Genomic DNA, 20,249 nt, shown 5'->3' with positions numbered 1-20,249 from the left:
GAGCATAAAAAAGACAAATACATTAATTAAACAATAGATAATGAAAAAGATTGCCCTTACTTTAACAGCCGTCATATTAACGCTTGTAGGCTGTAAACCAAATGAAGAAAACTTGAAATTTACGGACAAAGTGGAGAAAGCACACCATAAACGAGAATTCTTAGCTAAAGAAGCAGTGCAGTTTGATCTAAAATTAGCTTTTGGCGGTACAGAAAGAATGGATGCCAAATTCACGATTCTTACTAATTCCACAAAAGGAATCATTGAGTATAAAAATGGAGCGAAAATCATTTTCGATCAAGATAAAGTATTCTACGCTGCAACAATTCCAAATGAAGAATCTGTTCGATTTGATGCCTTCACTTGGGAATATTTTTTCCTTTTTCCCTATAAATTAATGGATCCAGGGACAATCTGGAATTCGTATGACAATATAGAAAAAGACCAACAAAATTACCTCACTGAAAAGCTAACTTTTAAATCAGGAACTGGCGACGCACCTGATGACTGGTATGTGGTTTATGCCGATAAAAAGACAAATTTACTTGAAAAAGCGGCTTATATTGTTACATTAAAGGCGGGTAAAAAAGATGCCGAGAAAAATCCGCATGCGATTCAATATTTAGACTATAAAGAAGTGGATGGAATTCCTATAGCTACCAAATGGGTTTTCTGGGGATGGAAAGAGGGAAAAGGACTTACTGAGGAATTAGGACAAGCAACGCTGACAAATATCAAATTCATCAAAGCAGATGCAGCCGATTTTGAACCTGCTGCTGATTTTAAAAAAAAATAAACTAAGTCTACTTTCATTTTAAAGTACTAATTTTAAAGTCAATAGTCGCCTGTTTTTATTGAACAGTCAACGAACAAATTCATTTTATATGGAACACATAGTCATTATTGGTAACGGTATTGCTGGAGTTACACTCGCACAGCACATTCGGAAAAAATCAGATTCGAAAATTACTATTGTCTCCTCCGAAACTGAGTTTTTCTTCTCTCGTACTGCTTTGATGTATGTATTTATGGGACACATGAAGTGGGAACACACACAACCTTATGAAAATGATTTTTGGAAAAAAAACAAAATTGAACTTCTTCAAGAATTAATAACTGCTGTAGTTCCTAATTTAAAAGAAATTATCTTAGAGAACAATACCAAACTAACTTACGATAAATTAGTACTAGCTACAGGATCTAAACCCAACAAATACGGATGGCCGGGACAAGATTTACAAGGCGTTACTGGTCTTTATCACAAACGGGATTTAGAAGCTTTAGAAAACTGGGCACCTACCACCAAACGAGCGGTGATCGTAGGCGGAGGTTTAATAGGAATCGAATTAGCTGAAATGCTTCGGTCTCGCAATATCGCTGTAACTTTCTTGGTTCGGGAAAAAAGTTTTTGGGATGGTGTTTTGCCTTTCGGCGAAAGCCAAATGATTAACCGACACATACTAGAACATCACATTGATTTAAGATTAGATACGAATTTGGTCGAAATTATTTCCGATGAAAAAGGACACGCTAGAGCCATCATTACCGATAAAGGAGAAACTATCGAATGTGAAATTGTTGGCCTGACAGCAGGAGTTTCTCCTAATATTGACTTCTTGAAAGACTCTGGAATTGAATTAGGAAAAGGGATAAAAGTGAATCGTTTTCTTGAAACGAATATCAAAGACATTTATGCCATAGGCGATTGTGCCGAACAACAGGAAGCCATTGATTTACGCAGACCAATTGAAGCCGTTTGGTACACGGGTCGTATGATGGGAGAAGTATTGGCACAAACAGTAACGGGTACACGCACCGCTTATAAACCGGGACATTGGTTCAATTCGGCTAAGTTTTTAGACATCGAGTACCAGACTTACGGATGGGTTTGGGCTGCAGCCAAAGAAGATGAAGAACAATTTTACTGGGAACATCAATCCGGTAAAAAAGCAATCCGAATTTCATTTGACAAAAAAGAACGCACTTTTCTAGGTATTAATACTTTTGGCATCCGAATGCGCCATGAATTCTTCGACAGAGTCTTAACCAACAAGGAAACGGTAGATTATGTCATTGAACATTTAGCGAAAGCAAATTTTGATCCCGAATTTTTCACAAAACACGAAAAAGAAATCCAAAAGCAATTTAGCAGCCAATTCACTGGTACAAAAACACTATAACATGAGTAAATCAGTCAAAAATATATCCATCGCCTCTCATGAGAACCAGCAGATGGACGGAATCCAAAAATTAGGTGTCACTCTTGGATTACTAGGCCTATTCATTATGACACTAGCCTTACTTAATGTCTCTTTCCCAAACAAAGGAATTTGGCTCGCTGGATCCATTGTTGCGATTTTTACAGGTATTATCGTTTATACTAATAGAACATATCTCAATAAACCTCCAGGAATAAACAACAACGGAGTATGGCATAAAAACCTGACGAATAGAGGAAGCTGGGCTTGGATGACGGGTATTATACTAACCACTTTTTATATTGTTTTATACTGGTACCCGCAATACTTGGGACTCAATCAAGCTGGTGGTGCTAATACTGGAATCATTGGTTTTTTTGATCCTTTAAGTTATGTTTTAAATGGAAAGGCAGCCAGCCAATGGTTTGTTTACGGCACGCTATATACCATTGCCATATTAGGTTTAGGTTATAAGTTTATTTTAAAATACCTTCATAATAAATACCAGTTGGTACGGACCCTTTCGGTGATGTTTTTTCAGTTGGGTTTTGCTTTTTTAATCCCTGAGATTCTCGAAAAATTAAATCCTGAAAAAGCTTATTTTGCAAAGGATTTAAAAAATATGTGGCCATTAAATTATTATTTTTTCAATGATTGGCATCTCAAAGCGTTACTGAACGGAGGAAATCTTGGGATGTTTATGTTGTTTTTTGGAATCGCTATGATTTTCATCATCTCCCCTATTCTAACCTATTTTTATGGAAAAAGATGGTATTGCAGTTGGGTATGTGGTTGTGGTGGCCTCGCCGAAACTGCCGGAGATAGCTTTAGACACTTGTCGAGTAAAACTGAAACATCTTGGAAAATTGAACGCTGGATGATCCACTTAGTATTAGTATTCTCGTTTGTAATGACCATTGCAGTTATCTTCACTTTTTTATCAAATAATCCCGAAATGAGCTTTATTACCAAAGACCATTTTATTTGGGGAATTGTCGCTTTCTTAATATTGTTTACAGGAGCTTTATATCTTTTTAAACGCAAAGAATTAGATATCGATGCTGTTTATACTATGCTCTCCTTAGTGGCTATTATTATCATTTCGTTGTTGATTAATTATTTTTCAGGGAATCAAAACATTCTTTTTATTGACAGCAATTCGTTAAGAGAATGGTATGGTTTTGCTATTGGTGCCGCTTTTAGTGGCGTTGTAGGTGTGGGTTTTTATCCAATTCTAGGCAATCGTGTTTGGTGCCGATTTGGTTGTCCTATGGCAGCAATCTTAGGATTACAGCAACGATTATTTTCAAAATTCAGAATAACTACTAATGGTGGTCAATGTATATCTTGCGGAAACTGCTCTACGTATTGCGAAATGGGGATTGACGTGCGCAGTTATGCTCAAAAAGGAGAAAACATTGTACGTTCCTCTTGCGTAGGCTGCGGTGTATGTTCTGCTGTATGCCCACGTGGCGTGCTAAAACTAGAAAATGACACTCCAGCTGGCCGAATCAATTCGAATGAAATACTATTAGGCAACGATGTAAATTTAATGGATTTACTCAACAATAAATAGCATGAAAAAAATACTTTGCATTTGCATTTTGTTTGCATTTATTCAAGTATCTGCTCAAAGAAGCTACCATAAAACTTATTTTAAAAATGGTCAATTACAATCGGAAGGCTGGTTGAACAAAAATCAGAAAGTGGATTACTGGTATTATTATTTCGAAAATGGCAATAAAAAAGAAGAAGGTCATTATGCAGCAAATAAAAAATGCAAATGGTGGATCTTTTACAAGTCGAATAAGGAAATGGCCAAAAAATGTGAGTTTGACAACGATCAGTTAAATGGTTTTTCTATGTTTTATTAAAAAAATAAAATTATTAGAGCCGAAAAGTATGATATGGGTACCAAAATAAAAGAATGGAATTCGATTAGTGAATTCAAAAAAGACAATACACTATTTTTCTAATGAGTAAAATAAAAGTAATTATTCCCGCTTATAACGAAGAAAAAGCTATTGCCCATGTTATTAAGGAAATTCCAAATTTAGTTAGTGAAATTATTGTCATAAGTAATAATTCGACTGACAACACCATTAAAGTAGCAACAGAGGCTGGCGCCACCGTACTTTCAGAAAACAGAAAAGGATACGGCTACGCTTGCTTAAAAGGAATGGAATACATTTCGAACCAAGAAATAAAACCCGATATTGTAGTTTTTCTGGATGGAGACTTTTCTGATTATCCTCAGGATTTAACCCAACTTATTGCTCCAATATTAAATGAAAATATTGATTTTGTCGTTGGCTCAAGAGTAGCTCGATTACGAGAAAAACATTCGATGACACCGCAGCAGATTTTTGGAAACTGGCTAGCAACAACTTTAATGAAAACCTTCTTTAATGCACGATTTACAGATTTAGGTCCTTTTAGAGCAATTAAATATGAAAAGTTAATCGCTTTACAAATGGAAGATAAGACCTATGGATGGACGGTAGAAATGCAGCTTAAGGTTTTAAAACAAAAAATGTCCTATGTCGAAATTCATGTTCGTTATAAAAACAGAATTGGAGTTTCAAAAGTATCAGGAACTGTAAAAGGAAGCATTATGGCAGGAATAAAAATAATAGGCTGGATTTTCAAATACACTTTTAAAAAATAACATGTTACAACTTTCTTATATCATCATAATTCTATACAGCATTTCGATTTTGCTTTTGTTTTTATATAGTTTAGCCCACTTTAACTTATTACTAAATTATTTAAAAAGTAAAAGAAGCGTGGATCAATCGGTTCAATATGACTTATCAAAGTCTAGTGAAATTCCTTTGGTAACCATACAACTTCCCATTTATAATGAAAAATATGTAGTGGAACGCCTGTTGACAACAATAGCAAAAATGGATTATCCAAAAGACCGATTGGAAATTCAGGTTCTGGATGACAGCACTGATGATAGCATACTAGAAACAGAAGTCTTGATTCACAAAATCGCAAAGTCACGGCTGGACATAAAGCATATTAGACGCAGCAATAGAGCTGGTTATAAAGCAGGAGCCTTGAAGGAAGGCTTGCTTAGCGCCAAAGGAGAATTCATTGCCATTTTTGATGCTGATTTTGTTCCTCAAGAAGACTGGCTCTACAAAACGATTCCCTATTTTAAAGATCCTAAAATTGGCGTAGTGCAAACCCGTTGGGGACACCTGAACCGCGATTATTCAATATTGACAAAAATTCAAGCTTTTGCACTAGATGCCCACTTTACTCTGGAACAAGTAGGCCGCAATTCTAAATTGCATTTTATTAATTTTAATGGAACTGCTGGAGTGTGGAGAAAGCAATGCATCCTTGACGCAGGAAACTGGGAAAGTGACACACTCACCGAGGACTTGGATTTGAGCTATCGGGCGCAGTTAAAAGACTGGAAATTCAAATATCTGGAAAACGTAGTTACTCCTGCAGAACTGCCAGCTATTATAAGTGCAGCACGTTCCCAGCAATTTAGATGGAATAAAGGTGGAGCAGAAAATTTTAGTAAGAACGCCGCGCGAGTGCTGCAGTCAAAATCTATTGGATTCAAGACCAAGGCTCACGGAATGTTACATTTATTGAACAGTACTATGTTTTTGGCGATTTTTGTAATGGCCATTTTAAGTGTACCAATACTGTACATCAAGAATGAATTTACAAGATTTGAAAAAGTTTTTGACTTGCTCATCTTTTTTATCATTACTTCCATTCTTTTTTTTGTTAGTTATTGGATTACCTACAAAAGCATTCATGGAGGAGGTTTCAAGAACTTTCTGAAATATATCGCTTTGTTTATTACATTTTATACCATCGCCATGGGATTTTCATTTCACAACACCATAGCGGTATTAGAAGGTTTGTGTGGCAAGAAAAGTGAATTTATTCGCACTCCAAAATTGAATATCGAAGGCCTCAAAGAAAAATGGAAACAGAATAGTTATATTTCAGATACTATTTCAAAGAACATAATTGTTGAAGGACTTTTAATCCTTTACTTTATTTTTGCGATTTATAGTGCTTTTCGGTTAAATGACTATAGCTTAATTGCGCTGCATTTAATGCTTTTCATTGGTTTTAGTTTTGTATTTATAAAATCAATACAAGTAAATAAATGAATTGGAGCGCTTCAAATAACACGAAATCTTATGGCTTTCTTGCATTAAGCACTTTTATTTATGCGTATATCGCTTATGCTCTAAATCGATCTGAGTTCCTCTATTTGTTGGTTTCGTATAGCTTATTATTTGTTTCTTTTTATCAAATTATCAAACTTCAAAAAGACAATTTTCCGTTTCTAATTGGAGCGGCACTGCTATTTCGTTTGGTTTTTCTAGTAGCATTACCCAATTTATCTCAAGATTATTTTCGGTTTATATGGGATGGCAACCTTATCCTAGAAAATATAAATCCCTACTTACAGCTACCAAAAGACCTTATCAATCAAAGTAACTTTGCTATTCCAAATGCAAACGATTTATATAACGGAATGAGAAGTTTAAGTGCTGGACATTATTCGAATTATCCCCCTGTCAACCAATTTTTATTTGCTGTAGCGGCCTTTTTCAGTAATCAATCGATACTAGGAGCAGCAATTGGGATACGATTACTAATCATCGCAGCCGATTTTGGAACTTTATATTTCGGCAGTAAATTACTAGTCCGTTTAGGAATGGAGAAACACCGCATTTTCTGGTATATTCTTAATCCCCTAGTGCTGATTGAACTAACTGGGAATTTACATTTTGAAGGAGTCATGTTGTTCTTTTTTGTTTGGGCAATTTATCTCTTGGAACAAAACAAATGGCAATTAGCCACCGTAATTTTGGCCTTGTCTATATCAGTCAAATTACTGCCATTGTTGTTATTACCGCTGTTTTTTAGAAAATTAGGATGGAAAAAAGCGATTTCGTTTTACGCTATTGTTATTGGTACAAATATTTTGCTATTCCTACCCTTTCTTTCCAAAGAATTAATTCAGAATTATAGCGAAACCATTGGACTGTGGTTTACTAATTTTGAATTCAACGCCAGTATTTATTACATCATTCGTCAGATTGGTTTCTGGATCACAGGATACAATATTATTCACATTACTGGGAAAATAATCCCTTTTTTTATTGTCGCTTTTATTGCTTTACAAAGTTTGCATAAAAAAAACAAAAACAGTCTCCATTTATTCAACAGTATGCTATTAGCATTGACGGTTTATTTTTTCACCGCTACAACAGTGCATCCTTGGTATGTCATAAATCTAATTTTGATTGCTGTTTTTACCTCCTATAAATATCCTCTTTTGTGGAGTTACACTATTATTTTAAGCTATAGTGCCTATTCAAAAATAATGTTTTCAGAAAATTATTGGCTTATTGCTATCGAATACAGCACGGTGATCCTATACCTTTTTTATGAAAAGAGTAAGATTCCAAGGTTAGAAAAATGAGTATATTTGGATTTTTTAAATAATAAAGGTAAAATTAATGGACCAAATTAAAGAAAATCCAAAATCAATTCTAGAACAATGGGTCAATCAATTTAGTGATGAACTCTATTCTTGGGCCTTTTTCAAAACATCTTCCAAGGAAGTTGCTGAGGATTTAGTACAAGATACTTTCATGGCTGCATTCTATAAAATAGATAGTTTTCAAGGCAAAAGCCACCCTAAGACTTGGTTGTTCTCCATACTCAATAATAAAGTAATTGATTATTATCGATTAAGTGCTCGAACCACTAAGAAAAACTTCAGTTTGACTGAAAATAGTGGTTATGAACTTTCGGATGGAATTTTTAATACGTACGGATGCTGGAAATCAAATGATATCAATGCCGCTTGGGATCAAGACCAAGAATTACTAGACAATCCTGAATTCAATTCAATCATGGAAAATTGCATGGATGACCTGCCACAGAAATGGAAATTAGCCGTAACATCCAAATATTTAAGTGATAAAAAAACAGAAACTATTTGTCAGGAATTAGAAATTACTGCGTCTAATTATTGGCAGATTGTGCATCGATCCAAGCTATTGCTAAAAAAATGTCTGGAATTGAAATGGGTTTAACCAAACTTTAATATTCGAAGAATATGAATACAGTAATGAGAACATTGTTGAGACCCTGTAAAAAGACAACAGAGTTAATCGACAAACAAATGTTTACTCCTTTAACGTTGAAAGAAAAGTTGCAATTACAAGCGCACAAAGCCCTGTGCAGGACTTGTAATGAATACGAAAAACAATCCAAATTACTCGATGCACTCATAGGTAAATGGTTTGCAATTGATTCCAATAAAAATATGTCTCAATTAGACGAAGACAAGAAAAATAAAATCATTAAAGCTATTAAAGAAATCTAATATGCTCTAATTGGTTAGCAATTCTTACTTACACGTTCTAACAATTAAAAAAATAAAACAAGATCTTTAAAATGATAGTAGAACGAAAACGATACGAGCTCTTTGGTAAAAAAATATTTGAAAAGCTACTCATTCAATCGCCTTTTAAGATTCCAAACCCAATGCCTGATGAAGCCTGCTTTCTCTATATGTTGCAAGGACAAATCAATTATGACACTCCAAATCAAAAAGTGATTATCCCGCAAAATGATGCTGTTTTATTAAAATGTGGTTCTTATTTCAGTCAGATAAAAAGTACGGTTAAAGCACAAAAACATGAAATTGTTGTGATTCATTTTCATCCTGAGATATTAAAAAAAATATACGATACAGACTTACCTAAAGTTTTTCAACAGCCTGCTATTCTGGATACAAATAGTGACTTAAGTATAATTAACAATGATTTTCTAATAGAAAAATATATAGAGAGTTTGTTGTTCTATTTTGACAATCCAAGCCTTATTAATGAGGATTTATTGATTATTAAGTTAAAAGAAATCATTCTGCTATTATGCCAAACGAAAAATGCGCCTCTTATTCAACAAATATTATCGCAGCTATTTTCTCCTAGCAGTTATAGTTTCAAGCAAATTATTGAAAGTAACCTCTACTACCATTTCACCACCGAAGAATTGGCCGAAATGACTCATTTGAGCTTATCCTCCTTTAAAAGAGAATTCAAAAAAAATTATAATGCCACACCAGCCAGTTACATTCGTAATAAAAGATTAGAAAAAGCGGCCGAGCTTTTGCGTATTTCTGAAGAACGTATTACTGCCATTGCTTTTGATTGCGGCTTTAATGATCTGGCTAATTTTTCTAAGCTTTTCCATGAAAAATTCAGTAATTCTCCCTCAAACTACCGTTTGGACCAAATAAGCAAATAGTTGAACCTTCTGCCAAAGTTTTAATTAAGCATTCATCGGACCTTTGTATAGTTAATAAAAACTATTCTATTAATTAAAGAACAAATACAATGGCACATTTAAAATTAGAAAACAATTCCATTTCTCCAATAACACAAGAGATTTTCGACAAAACACAAAAAGCCTTTGGTTTTGTTCCCAACATGTATAAAACCATGGGAGCTAATCCCGCTTTGTTAGATGCTTACATCTACTCTTACAATAGCTTTAGAGCCAATGCGGGATTCAATGCAACAGAGCAAGAAGTGGTATTCCTAACGGCAGCTTATGAAAATAATTGTGAATATTGTGTTGCTGCTCATAGCACCCTTGCAGATATGGCTAAGGTTCCAACAGAAATTACAGATGCTATTCGAAACGGTTCAGAAATTGCAGATCCTAAATTAAAGCAATTATCAAAATTAACTCGTTCCCTTTCTTTAAACAGAGGTATTGTACCGCAAGAAGAAGTGGATGCTTTCTTAGCTGTTGGATACACAGAGCAACATGTTCTGGGAATTTTAGCGGGTATTGCTGTGAAATTAATCAGTAATTATTCAAACCATATTACCAATCCTGAATTAGAAGCTCCTTTTACTTCAAGAGCTTGGAAAAAATAAGTTGAAAATTATCTAGATTTGAAAACCAATAAGCCTCAAAAACACTTATTGGTTTTTTTTATCTACTGTCGTCAGGAATTAGCAATGTGCATGTCTATACTTGTATTTGAACCAAGCCTACATAAATATGAAATTGATTGCTGCTTTACATTCTAAAAAAAAACCAATTCTTTTAGGGTTTTCAATTAGTTTATTAGGCGCTTTACCACTAGGATATACCAACGTAATTAGTTTGCAAATTTTATTGGAACAAGGGAATTGGGCATCACTCTCCTTTATTTTAGGAATTATTTTTGTTCAATATTTTGTTTTGAAAATGGTTTATAAAATAGCGCGCTGGCTCGTCAACCAAAGGAAATTATTACTGTTTATCGACCTGTTTACCATACTCTTTCTTTTAGTCATTGGCTTATATTTCATGACTAGTAGTGCTAATCATCAAAATGTCAGTCTTTCGAATCTAATACTGATTCAATATCCTTTTCTATTGGCTGTATTTCTAAATCTTTTAAATTTTATCCAATGGCCCTATTGGTCTGGAATTTATATCTATCTTTTTAGAACAGCTAAACTAGACGATCAAATAAAAACTACGAATAAATTTATACTTGGTGCTTTATTAGGAACTGGTTTAGGAATGTTTCTCTTTGCTCATGTTGGACAATTTTTAATTGAAGCAAATCAGTTAAAAATAAGTTCTTATATAAATACCATTTTTATGATTTTATTCTTGTTTTTAGCCACAGTTCAAACGGTAAAATTTATTTACAAAAATTCGTTTTTTAACCAGGAAATCAAGCGATTGTAAAACCTGAAAAAAATATTAATTTTCACATAGAAGTTAGTATCCTCTTTTTTAATAAGTAACTTTACGATTATGAAGAAAACCTTTTTTATCCTCGCCGCATTTTTACTGATCGTCGCCAGCGGATTTTCTTTCTATCATTCCTCTATGGTTGACGCAATCTCTTTTAAACCGAAATTAGAGTACAAAGGAATGAATTTGGTCGCACCCATCAAAGAGTTAAAAAACACCACTTTTGACGAATTAAAAGCCAATCATATCAATTCGATCTCCTTGATTCCGTATGCTTTTGTTGACGTCGAAAATGCTTCTGTTCATTATAACAATAAAAAACAATGGTGGGGTGAAAGAACAGAAGGAATTATAGCTAGTAAACAGCTGGCACATGATTATAAAATGACGGTTATGTTAAAACCGCATCTTTGGGTAAACCATAATTTTTATACGGGAAATTTAGATTTTGCAACGGATGCCGAATGGAAAAAATGGGAATCCGATTATGAAAAGTACATTCTTGATTTTGCTCAATTAGCGCAAAAAGAAAACATAGAACTCTTTTGTTTCGGGACGGAATTAGGAAATTCAGTGGCCAAAAGACCCGAATATTGGTCGCAATTAATCCAGAAAATTAAAAAAATCTACACTGGGAAATTAACCTACTCCGCAAACTGGGATGATTTTGATAAAGTCCCTTTCTGGAATGAGTTGGATTACATCGGAATCGATGCGTATTTTCCTTTATCTGATGCCACAACACCCGCAGTTGCTGATCTTAATGAAGCTTGGCAGCAACACATCTTAAAAATGGAAAAGCTGCAAGCTAAAACCAACAAGAAAATACTCTTTACAGAATTTGGTTATCGCAATTCCGACCAAGCAGCCAAAGAACCTTGGAAAGAAAATCAAAGCGGAATTAATAATTTGGCGCAAGCCAATGCCTACGAATCCTTGTTTCAAACCTTAACGCAAAAGAACTGGTTTGCGGGCGGATTTGCCTGGAAATGGTATGCTGATGCGTATCATAAAGAGCCAAAAAATAGCATTGATTACACACCACAGGAAAAACCTGCACTTGAAACTATTAAAAAATGGTACCAATAATTTAAAATAATAAAATGAATTCACACAAAAATAAACCGGTCCTCGTCTTCGATGTAAACGAAACTTTACTCGACATGACTCCTTTAAAAAAATCGGTAAATGCACTCCTTGATAATGAGCAGGGATTTAGAATCTGGTTTGGTATGTTATTGCATTACTCCATTGTATCAAATAGCATTGATTCGTATCATGATTTTGGGACAATTGCTGGAGCAACCTTGTCTATGGCGGCCACGTCCCTGCATATAAAAGTTAGTGAAGATGAAATTAAAGCGACCCTTTCAAAAATCCAAACCTTGCAAGCCTACCCTGATGTAGAGAAAGGTCTGAAGATCTTAAAAGATCATGGTTTTAGATTAATTACCTTGACGAATTCGCCACCGCATGCACTAAAGCAGCAATTAATCAATTCAAATTTGACTGATTATTTTGAACAGGCATTGAGTATTGATGGTCTTAAAAAATACAAACCAGAAGCAGCAACCTATTTATGGGCAGCAAAAGAACTAGCCATACAACCTAAAGATATGCTGATGATTGCGGCACATGGTTGGGATTTAGCCGGTGCTTCGCATGCAGGTTTAAAGACTTGTTTTATAGCTCGTGAAGGACAATCTGTATATACTTTGTCCAACAAACCTGATTTTGAAGCGAAAGATATTTTAGCAATGGCAGAACAATTAGTTGCTGTTTATAACAAATAGTATCCATCGTAAAACTCAAAAGGGCGTTTGTTTCAGTTGAAACAAACGCCCTTTTTTTGAACTAAATAATTAACCACAATTTATTTTGATTCTTGAAATAACATGGCCCCAGAATTCATGCAATAACGCAATCCCGTAGGATTAGGTCCATCATCAAAAAGATGTCCTATATGACCATCACAACGCGCACAAACTATTTCCCCACGAACCATTCCCAAGCTTTTGTCTACTACTTCTTTAACTCTATTATTATTTATTGGAGCATAAAAACTGGGCCACCCCGTTCCTGAATTAAATTTTGTTTTGGAGGAAAACAACGGTAATTTACAAGCAGCACAGAAATAATTTCCTTTTTTATGATTGTCATTAAACTCATTCTGGAAAGGTCGTTCTGTTCCTTGCTTACGAAGAATATAATATTGATTGTCTGTAAGTACCTTTCTCCATTGGGCATCCGTTTTAGCCACTTTTTTCAATGACGTATCAGTCAATGATAGTATGGGCTGTTGTTGTTTTGTGGTTGTTGATTCCACAGTTGCTTGATCTTGTTTATTGGACTGCATACACGCCATAAAGCTAAAAGCTATAGCTGGTAGTATTAAAAGTTGTTGGTATCGCTTCATGATTATTAAGATTTAGGTTTTAATTTTCCTTTGTATGTTTTTTTAAACTTGTTGTATCTCGGTATTGAAACGCCTTTCACATAAGGCTGATTGGGATTATTTTTTACATAATCTTGGTGATAGGATTCTGCTTCATAAAAATCCACCACTGGCTTCACCTCTGTTACAATAGGAGCAGCAAATATTTTATTTGCCGTAAGCTCTTTAATCTTATCTTCTATAATTTTTTTCTCAGCAGGATTTTTATAAAAAGCAATAGAACGATAGGACGAACCCTTGTCTGGTCCTTGTTGATTGGGAGTTGTTGGATCTTGCGATGCAAAAAATACCGTAACTAATTCTTTATAAGAAACCACTTTTGGGTCATAAAAAACAGCCACTGACTCTGCATGTCCAGTTCTGTTTGAACCTACATATTCATAAGTAGGGTTTTTAACTTTCCCACCTGTATATCCTGACACGGCATCATCTACTCCTACGACTGCTTCAAAAACGTGCTCCGTGCACCAGAAACAACCAGATGCAAAAACGGCTACCGCCTTTCCTTTTTTAGTCACTAAAGACAATTTTTCAGTTTGTGCGCTACAACTTATAATTGTAAACAACACGAGGGCATAACTTAGTAATTTCATTTTCATCTTTTATTGTTTTTATTTTCTAGAATCTATTCTATTGATTTTTAATTATTTATTTACTATGCGTACTCCGCAATTCAATCTAAAGTAATATACGTCTGATTTCTAGATTTGGTTTTAAAACAATTCCTAAAGTTTTGTTAGTTTTTTACACTCAATGTCTCTAAAATCTTTTCTTCGAAACCTTGCAACGCTCTGATGGCGTAATCCACTTTCTTTTTGGTTTTATATTTATAAGAGACTTCTAGGAAATTTTTAAAAGGTACTTTAGGTTGTACTTCAAGCGCATCGTTTTTTTTATAATTTACTTTAATAGGAATGTCTCTGTAATACGTAAAATATTCAGGATGGGTAATCACACCCAAGGTGGAGCAGTCAAAAGGTATAAATCCTCTAACACCAAAATACTTCTCGTTTTTTTCCATCCAAGGTTGTACAATATCAAACAGCCATTTATCAGCTTCTTCGTTTTGATCTAAACTAGCCAAATCTATGTTTCCTATATGCGTATACGAACTCGGTTCATAGCCTGCAAATACAAGTGGTATAGGCGAATTCAAAATCACATCCATTGATTTAGTATCAAATTCATAGTTGTAATCAAACACATTCAATTTTCCGTTTCCAGGATTGAAAGGCAAGCCAGGTGTTCTCGCTGCACAAATAGAAATCTTCTCGATTTGCGGAATAATATCGGGATGGTTTTGAATCAAAGTAGCAATATTAGTCATGGGTCCTAACGCTAATATGGTTAGTTTTTCTTTCTTCAAAGCTTTATACAACGCTCGCGTTCCGTCATTTTCAACTCCTAAATCAGCTGCATTTGGCGAACCTTTATACACTGGAATTGTTGTCCCCTTGTGATGCCATTTTAGTATTTTATTGATAATATCATAGCTGTAATCCACATAGGTAATCGAACTAATACCTACAATATCGATTTGAGGTTGTTTCAAAGCCATAATCAATGTGATGCCATCATCCACTTCTCGTGGTGTTTTATCGGGCATTCCAATCATAAGATCCGTATCAAACCATACTTTGGTTTGTGCTTGCAATTGTGCCGCAAGTAAAAGTGTAAATACTATTATTTTGATTTTCATACTGTTTTTTTTTAACGTTTTTATACCACGAATTTGCGAATTTTTATTTTTTCTAATTTCTTTTCATCATTTCCTTTGTCATCGAATTCGCATAATCATAAATCTAAAATAAATTTTTACCATGGATTAAGGTATTTAAATTGATTTATATCATCCATAAATCTGGTACTATTTCCTAGCTTTTGGATTGTATCATGTAGATATTTATCCGTCATAATTTTGGACTTTAGATCCAAAAATAAATTATTTTAAAATTAATTCTCGAGCAAATGCCAATAAATCCACTTTGGTTTTTAAATCCATTTTTAATGGCAGTTGCGCTAATCCTATTATTCTACGCATAATTTCTATTCCAATAAAACCATTCAAAATAGTAGTATTTAACTCGTCAAAAGAAGAGTAGTTTTCCTTTACAAAAACAATTGTTGACTCCTGTTGTTGCGTCAAATACAAATGGGCGAGCAATACACCCAAATCAAATTCCCGCAAGCCATAAAAGCAAAATTCTGGATCGATTACCTTAATTCCATCAGATGTTTTTAACCAACTTCCAGGATAAAAATCTCCGTGCAATAAACATTTCCCTTTTGAAAGGTACAACGAACCCAATCGCTCCATCTTTTCTTTTAATTCAGCGTCTTTTTTATAAGGCATCGCTACCATTTGCAAACCCACTTGAACCAAATCCAAATCAAATCCATTGTCTTCTTTAAAAGGATACTCAAAAAGATGTTCGTAATTTAATGCTTTCATTGCTGCATTTGCCAGCTCCTCATCAACAACCTTTTTTTCAAAACTTTGGTGCAAACTATTTATATAATGCACTAACTGCAGCAACTCTTCTTCTGGTATTTTTTCTTTTAAATCATACAAAACGTTATAATCATTGGACTTCCCTAAATCCTCCAAAACAATTAAATTATTAACAGCATCAATACCCAAAAGTGTTGGCATAATATCCTGCACTTCTTTAGTGCTTGCTATCTTTTGATAAAAAGCAGCTTCAGTTAATACGCGGTTTTCAGGTGCTAAAACCTGAGGATATTTCTCCACATAACCTCTAGATTGCTTGAGAATAAAAGAGCGCGTGGCTGTTTCTATTCGCAACACACAATTCATATTTCCCTCACCTGGTTTGGATACAGAAACAATCGTTTCACCGTCCGTTAACCATTTATGTTGGTATAAATAAGCAGCCAGTTCTTTTGGCTCGTTTGCCTTTAGTATAAACATATTTTCTATTTTTTAATGGGGCGTTCCCGCCAAAAAAAGGCGGGCAGGCTATCCGCTACAATCTTTTTTGGCCTAAAAAGCCCAAAAAAGGATTTTCACTCCTATCCTTAACGCAGTATAGTATTAAATTCAAAACCCGTCAATCTCACACTCCTCGCAGAATAGCCGTTTTAAAATAAATAACGTACTCCAAACTGAAACTGTCTTGGAGGCGAAGCATTTCTTTGGGTAAACAATCCGCTTGCACTAGAGCCGCCTTGAATTTGGTTACTTTGTGTCGCATTATTACTGTATCCGCTTAAATTTTCAGCATTAAATATATTAAAGACATCCGCACGTAATTCTAACTTATTATTTCCTGTAATTTTGAACTGGTGTTGCACTCCTAAATCAAAAGTCGTACTCCATGGTAATCGATCATTATTCCTGCCTTCTCCTGGAAAACGATCACTATTTCCTTGATACGCATCAGAGAAACTAGCTCCATCTCCATTCAAATCTGTTGTTCCAAAACCAAGCGGAATTCTATTTATTGGTTGCCCACTTTGCAATAAACCAGCTAGAGTTACCGCCGTTCCTTTAAAAGGATAATAACTGTAAATTCCATTAATATTATGAGTTCTATCATTTACTGATGGCCCCCATTCATTCGCATAATTATTCGCATCCGAAGGTCTAAAGTTGATTCCGTCGGTATCATTTTTACTCGATGACAATGTATAATTCAGTCGATAGGAATAATTATCGGTACCTCTAGTTTTTTGATAATTTAAACTCATGGCGTAATATCTCGATTTTCCTTCGTTTTCACTAACAATTACATTTCTAGCAATTCCAGTAACCGTTTGTCCATTGAGGATCGCACTTCCGTTAGTAATAGGAATTGGTCGGCTCGCATCGGCTTCAGCCTGAGTTCTAATGACCACATTAGTAGGGTCAATGGGATATTCAGCAGCTGCATTGAGATTGCGCAAACGGGTAAGATTCTCGCCTCTATTGTGTACCACATCCACAAAAAACAATCTTTCATCCGTTAGCTGCAATTGGTATCCCATCATAAATTCATGAGAATAGGCATTTTTATAGCCATTAGGATTTAAAATTCTGCGCTCGTTAGAAAAGATATTCTCTCTCTGTCCCTGTAAATCGGCTGCAGAAGGCCCTTGTAAATAACTTACCCCAGAGACCGTTGCCCCTAAGTTTCCGTTGTAGGTAATTCGATCAATATTAGTGTCGGAAGGTAAAATTCCTAATCTTTTTAACTCTTCTAATTGTAATTTATAGCTTTGTGAAGTCGTGTTTTGTTGCAAAGCATCGCTGTAAAGTGCATAGTTTACTTTATCATACGAAATCCCGTAACCTCCGCGCAAGCTACTGGAATTATCTAATTTATAATTAAAATTAAAACGGGGTGCTAAGTTGTTGTAATCGCCTTTGTCGCTTCCTCCTTTTGATAAATTATCATAGTCATAACGCAATCCTAAAGTAAGATTCAATCGATCCGTAACCGACCATAAATCTTCTATGTAAGCGGAATAAATATCTTGATTGGTACCAAAAGAAGTAGGACGCAATTCTACATTATAATTGATAACCTGTACCTCTTGCGGAATATCATTCACATTCAAACCTCCGCCTACACCACTATTTCTTATTGCATCAATTTGGCTTTGATTCAGTTTTACTCGATAATTTCCTACTGGATTCCCACCTCCAAACAATTGATGATCCCCTCGGATAAAATTTACTCCCGCTTTTAAGGTATGTTTTTCAGTATAATATTTTACTTTTTGTTGCAATTGTATCGTATTTTCAATCGCATCAAACACATAACCTGGGTTACCAATCACCCCTAATGTTTCATCATTAACACCTAAAATCGTTACTTGAGAACTATTCGGATTAAATGGTTTGGCATAATTCCATCTAAAACGACTGTATTGCACATTTGTTTCTCCAGAAAAATTTCCAAATTTATAACTGTTTTTTAAAGCTAATAAAACACTATTCCGTTCTTGAGTGTTTCCAGCAGATTTAAAAGTCGAACCACCATCGAGTCCGCCACCTTGACGCTCCACATCTACTCTACCAATGTTGGCACGAAAGGAAGAGTTGAAATTAGCATTCCAAATTTGGTCAATTTTGGACGAAAAATAATCAAATGTATTGGTTCCTCTTACTGTTTCTGTAATCCCAAACTGAGGAACATTTAACAAGTTGTCTTTGATATCAGTAGTATGTTCAAAATTAAAATAATAGAAGGTTTTGTCTTTGGCAAAAGCGCCTCCTATTCCTGCTCCGGTTTGATATCTTGAAAAACCATTTTTAACTTGGTTTCCTGACAAATCTCTTTGGGCAAAGCTTGATTTTCCATCTATAGACGGTCCAGGTCTTGTAATAAAGAACACCTCTCCTGTAGTTTCATTTGAACCCGAACGTGGCGTAATATTTATGATTCCGCTTCCTGTTAAACCATATTCAGCAGAGAAATTATTAGTCAAAACCGTAACATCTTTTACAAACCCAGAAGGAATTGCAAATTTTTGCCCTCCTAGAAAACGTTCGTTATTATCCATTCCATCAATTAAATAGGACGTATATTGAGAACTCGCTCCGTTGATACTTACGTTTGCCGCTTCTGGAAAGAAACCTGTTGCTTGCGAAACATTAGGCAAACGGAATAAAACTCTGGTGATATCGCGACCTTCTACTGGAATTTCTTGAATTTCAGCAGCTTTCATTTCAAAAGATACTTCGGCATCCCGGCGATTTATTTTTGAATTTGATCCAGACGAGATGACAACCTCATCTAATTCTTGTGTGCCACTTTCTCTTAAAACTAGCGTCACATTTGGATTTTGATTGGAACGAATATCAATAAAATTCGAACTTTCGGCTCTATAGTCTTGTGTCGCCGCAGCACTAACTTGATATCCATCAAGCGCTTCTAGGTTTCTGAAAATCACTTTCCCTTGCGTATTTGAAATTTGGCGTACTTGTAAATTTCTACTTTTGTTTTCTAAAGTTATAGCTAAATTAGAAACTGGTTTTTGTGTAACTGCATCAATTACAGAAACGGTTAAATCTTGTTGAGCCATAGCTATTGTTGAGATACACAGCAATGCCCAAATATAAAATTGCTTCATTTGGTTTGTATAATTAATTTAAAAAAGGGTTAAACGGAAATTTTACACGTTAAACGGTGACCCTTTATTAAAATTAAAAGCATGATAATCCGAAGAATATAATCTTGTTTCAAAATCAATTTGAACTACAAAATTAGATAAAAACGAAAGTAGTATTTTTCTAAAACTATCAGAGAATGATAATTTTTGAGTCGCTTGTTTGAAATCGAAGGCGTTGTTGCAATCATTTAAATACGGAAGATATGCGATTGATTGCTTTCTGTAAAGCGTTTGTAAAGCAGTAAAAACGCTTTTGGTTTGCCATGGAATAGTTTTAAATAGCTCGGCCTTAAATTTCAATTTTGTAACACCTATTAAATAAGCGCCACCCGAATAATCAGACCCTATAACTAAATCATTCCGCCTTAAATCTCGTTCAGCTTGAAGCAAATGATGGGCTTTCAATTCAATACAATCATTTCCTATGACAATAACTTTATCGAAACCTTTAGCAAAAACAGTTTCAATTGAATGCGTTATTCTCTCTCCGAAAGTGGCACCCAACTGATCATTTTCATTTGAAATAAAATAGGGTAATTTGGTGTGTTGACTAATTTTAATACTATGATCATTCATTTTCTTCCACAACAAAACATTTTGCTTGGAGGAGAAAGCAATTGGTTTTAAGGCGCTTACCTTCTTTTCGCTTTGCGCAAAAAGCAGAATGGCTGTGGTGCTGGAATAATCCATTATTAAATTCATAAATCTAT

At 34.7% G+C, this 20,249-nt stretch carries 20 protein-coding genes; 14 read left to right on the top strand and 6 right to left on the bottom strand.

Annotated elements, in window-relative coordinates:
* Window positions 1–40: 40 nt before the first annotated feature.
* The 14 genes from IWX83_RS10095 (at window position 41) to IWX83_RS10030 (ending at window position 12,760) form a co-directional block, all read left to right on the top strand.
* Complete coding sequence (locus IWX83_RS10095; protein ID WP_196829438.1) at window positions 41–796, top strand: DUF6503 family protein; 756 nt, start codon at window positions 41–43, stop codon at window positions 794–796.
* 88 nt (window positions 797–884) lie between these two features.
* The gene (locus IWX83_RS10090; protein ID WP_196829436.1) at window positions 885–2,180 is read left to right on the top strand and encodes an NAD(P)/FAD-dependent oxidoreductase; all 1,296 of its coding nucleotides are present in this window, start codon (window positions 885–887) and stop codon (window positions 2,178–2,180) included.
* A 1-nt stretch (window position 2,181) separates the two neighbouring features.
* On the top strand, window positions 2,182–3,774 hold the full coding sequence (locus IWX83_RS10085) for a 4Fe-4S dicluster domain-containing protein (RefSeq protein ID WP_196829434.1): 1,593 nt from the start codon (window positions 2,182–2,184) through the stop codon (window positions 3,772–3,774).
* A 1-nt stretch (window position 3,775) separates the two neighbouring features.
* Window positions 3,776–4,072, top strand: coding sequence for a toxin-antitoxin system YwqK family antitoxin (locus IWX83_RS10080; RefSeq protein WP_231379928.1), 297 nt, complete (start codon window positions 3,776–3,778; stop codon window positions 4,070–4,072).
* Between the two features lie 101 nt (window positions 4,073–4,173).
* Window positions 4,174–4,866, top strand: coding sequence for a glycosyltransferase family 2 protein (locus IWX83_RS10075; protein WP_196829432.1), 693 nt, complete (start codon window positions 4,174–4,176; stop codon window positions 4,864–4,866).
* Window position 4,867: 1 nt separating this feature from the next.
* Window positions 4,868–6,349, top strand: a complete 1,482-nt coding sequence (locus tag IWX83_RS10070; RefSeq protein WP_196829430.1) for a cellulose synthase family protein — start codon at window positions 4,868–4,870, stop codon at window positions 6,347–6,349.
* Window positions 6,346–7,674, top strand: coding sequence for a glycosyltransferase 87 family protein (locus IWX83_RS10065; protein ID WP_196829428.1), 1,329 nt, complete (start codon window positions 6,346–6,348; stop codon window positions 7,672–7,674). Before IWX83_RS10070 ends, IWX83_RS10065 begins: the two co-directional genes overlap by 4 nt.
* A 37-nt stretch (window positions 7,675–7,711) precedes the next feature.
* Complete coding sequence (locus tag IWX83_RS10060; protein WP_073355223.1) at window positions 7,712–8,293, top strand: sigma-70 family RNA polymerase sigma factor; 582 nt, start codon at window positions 7,712–7,714, stop codon at window positions 8,291–8,293.
* 23 nt (window positions 8,294–8,316) lie between these two features.
* Window positions 8,317–8,586, top strand: a complete 270-nt coding sequence (locus IWX83_RS10055; RefSeq protein ID WP_196829426.1) for a hypothetical protein — start codon at window positions 8,317–8,319, stop codon at window positions 8,584–8,586.
* Between the two features lie 71 nt (window positions 8,587–8,657).
* On the top strand, window positions 8,658–9,512 hold the full coding sequence (locus IWX83_RS10050; protein ID WP_196829424.1) for a helix-turn-helix transcriptional regulator: 855 nt from the start codon (window positions 8,658–8,660) through the stop codon (window positions 9,510–9,512).
* 89 nt (window positions 9,513–9,601) lie between these two features.
* On the top strand, window positions 9,602–10,150 hold the full coding sequence (locus tag IWX83_RS10045; protein WP_196829422.1) for a carboxymuconolactone decarboxylase family protein: 549 nt from the start codon (window positions 9,602–9,604) through the stop codon (window positions 10,148–10,150).
* 127 nt (window positions 10,151–10,277) lie between these two features.
* Window positions 10,278–10,958, top strand: a complete 681-nt coding sequence (locus tag IWX83_RS10040; protein ID WP_196829420.1) for a hypothetical protein — start codon at window positions 10,278–10,280, stop codon at window positions 10,956–10,958.
* A gap of 69 nt (window positions 10,959–11,027) precedes the next feature.
* Window positions 11,028–12,056 (top strand): hypothetical protein, encoded by a 1,029-nt coding sequence (locus IWX83_RS10035; protein WP_196829418.1) that lies wholly within the window; start codon window positions 11,028–11,030, stop codon window positions 12,054–12,056.
* Between the two features lie 14 nt (window positions 12,057–12,070).
* Window positions 12,071–12,760 carry a haloacid dehalogenase type II gene (locus IWX83_RS10030; protein WP_196829416.1) on the top strand — a complete coding sequence of 230 codons (690 nt, stop codon included), beginning with the start codon at window positions 12,071–12,073 and terminating at the stop codon, window positions 12,758–12,760.
* An 80-nt stretch (window positions 12,761–12,840) separates the two neighbouring features.
* On the opposite strand, the gene msrB is transcribed toward IWX83_RS10030, so the two are convergent.
* The 6 genes from msrB to IWX83_RS10000 form a co-directional block, all read right to left on the bottom strand.
* A complete protein-coding gene (gene msrB / locus IWX83_RS10025) occupies window positions 12,841–13,383 on the bottom strand; it encodes a peptide-methionine (R)-S-oxide reductase MsrB (protein ID WP_196829414.1) in 543 nt (180 codons plus the stop codon).
* 5 nt (window positions 13,384–13,388) lie between these two features.
* The gene (gene msrA / locus IWX83_RS10020; protein WP_196829412.1) at window positions 13,389–14,021 is read right to left on the bottom strand and encodes a peptide-methionine (S)-S-oxide reductase MsrA; all 633 of its coding nucleotides are present in this window, start codon (window positions 14,019–14,021) and stop codon (window positions 13,389–13,391) included.
* A 137-nt stretch (window positions 14,022–14,158) separates the two neighbouring features.
* Entirely contained in the window at window positions 14,159–15,121 is a 963-nt protein-coding gene (locus IWX83_RS10015; RefSeq protein ID WP_196829410.1) for a nucleoside hydrolase, read from the bottom strand.
* 243 nt (window positions 15,122–15,364) lie between these two features.
* Entirely contained in the window at window positions 15,365–16,354 is a 990-nt protein-coding gene (locus IWX83_RS10010; RefSeq protein WP_196829408.1) for a phosphotransferase, read from the bottom strand.
* 170 nt (window positions 16,355–16,524) lie between these two features.
* Window positions 16,525–19,500 (bottom strand): TonB-dependent siderophore receptor, encoded by a 2,976-nt coding sequence (locus tag IWX83_RS10005; protein WP_196829406.1) that lies wholly within the window; start codon window positions 19,498–19,500, stop codon window positions 16,525–16,527.
* Between the two features lie 42 nt (window positions 19,501–19,542).
* Window positions 19,543–20,241, bottom strand: coding sequence for a DUF2064 domain-containing protein (locus tag IWX83_RS10000; RefSeq protein WP_196829405.1), 699 nt, complete (start codon window positions 20,239–20,241; stop codon window positions 19,543–19,545).
* Between the last annotated feature and the right edge of the window lie 8 nt (window positions 20,242–20,249).

The organism is Flavobacterium sp. CG_9.1 (genome assembly GCF_015751645.1).
Classification (GTDB): Bacteria; Bacteroidota; Bacteroidia; order Flavobacteriales; family Flavobacteriaceae; genus Flavobacterium; species Flavobacterium xanthum.
Note: the sequence above shows the minus strand (reverse complement) of the source record. Positions and strands in the feature narration are given on the sequence as shown.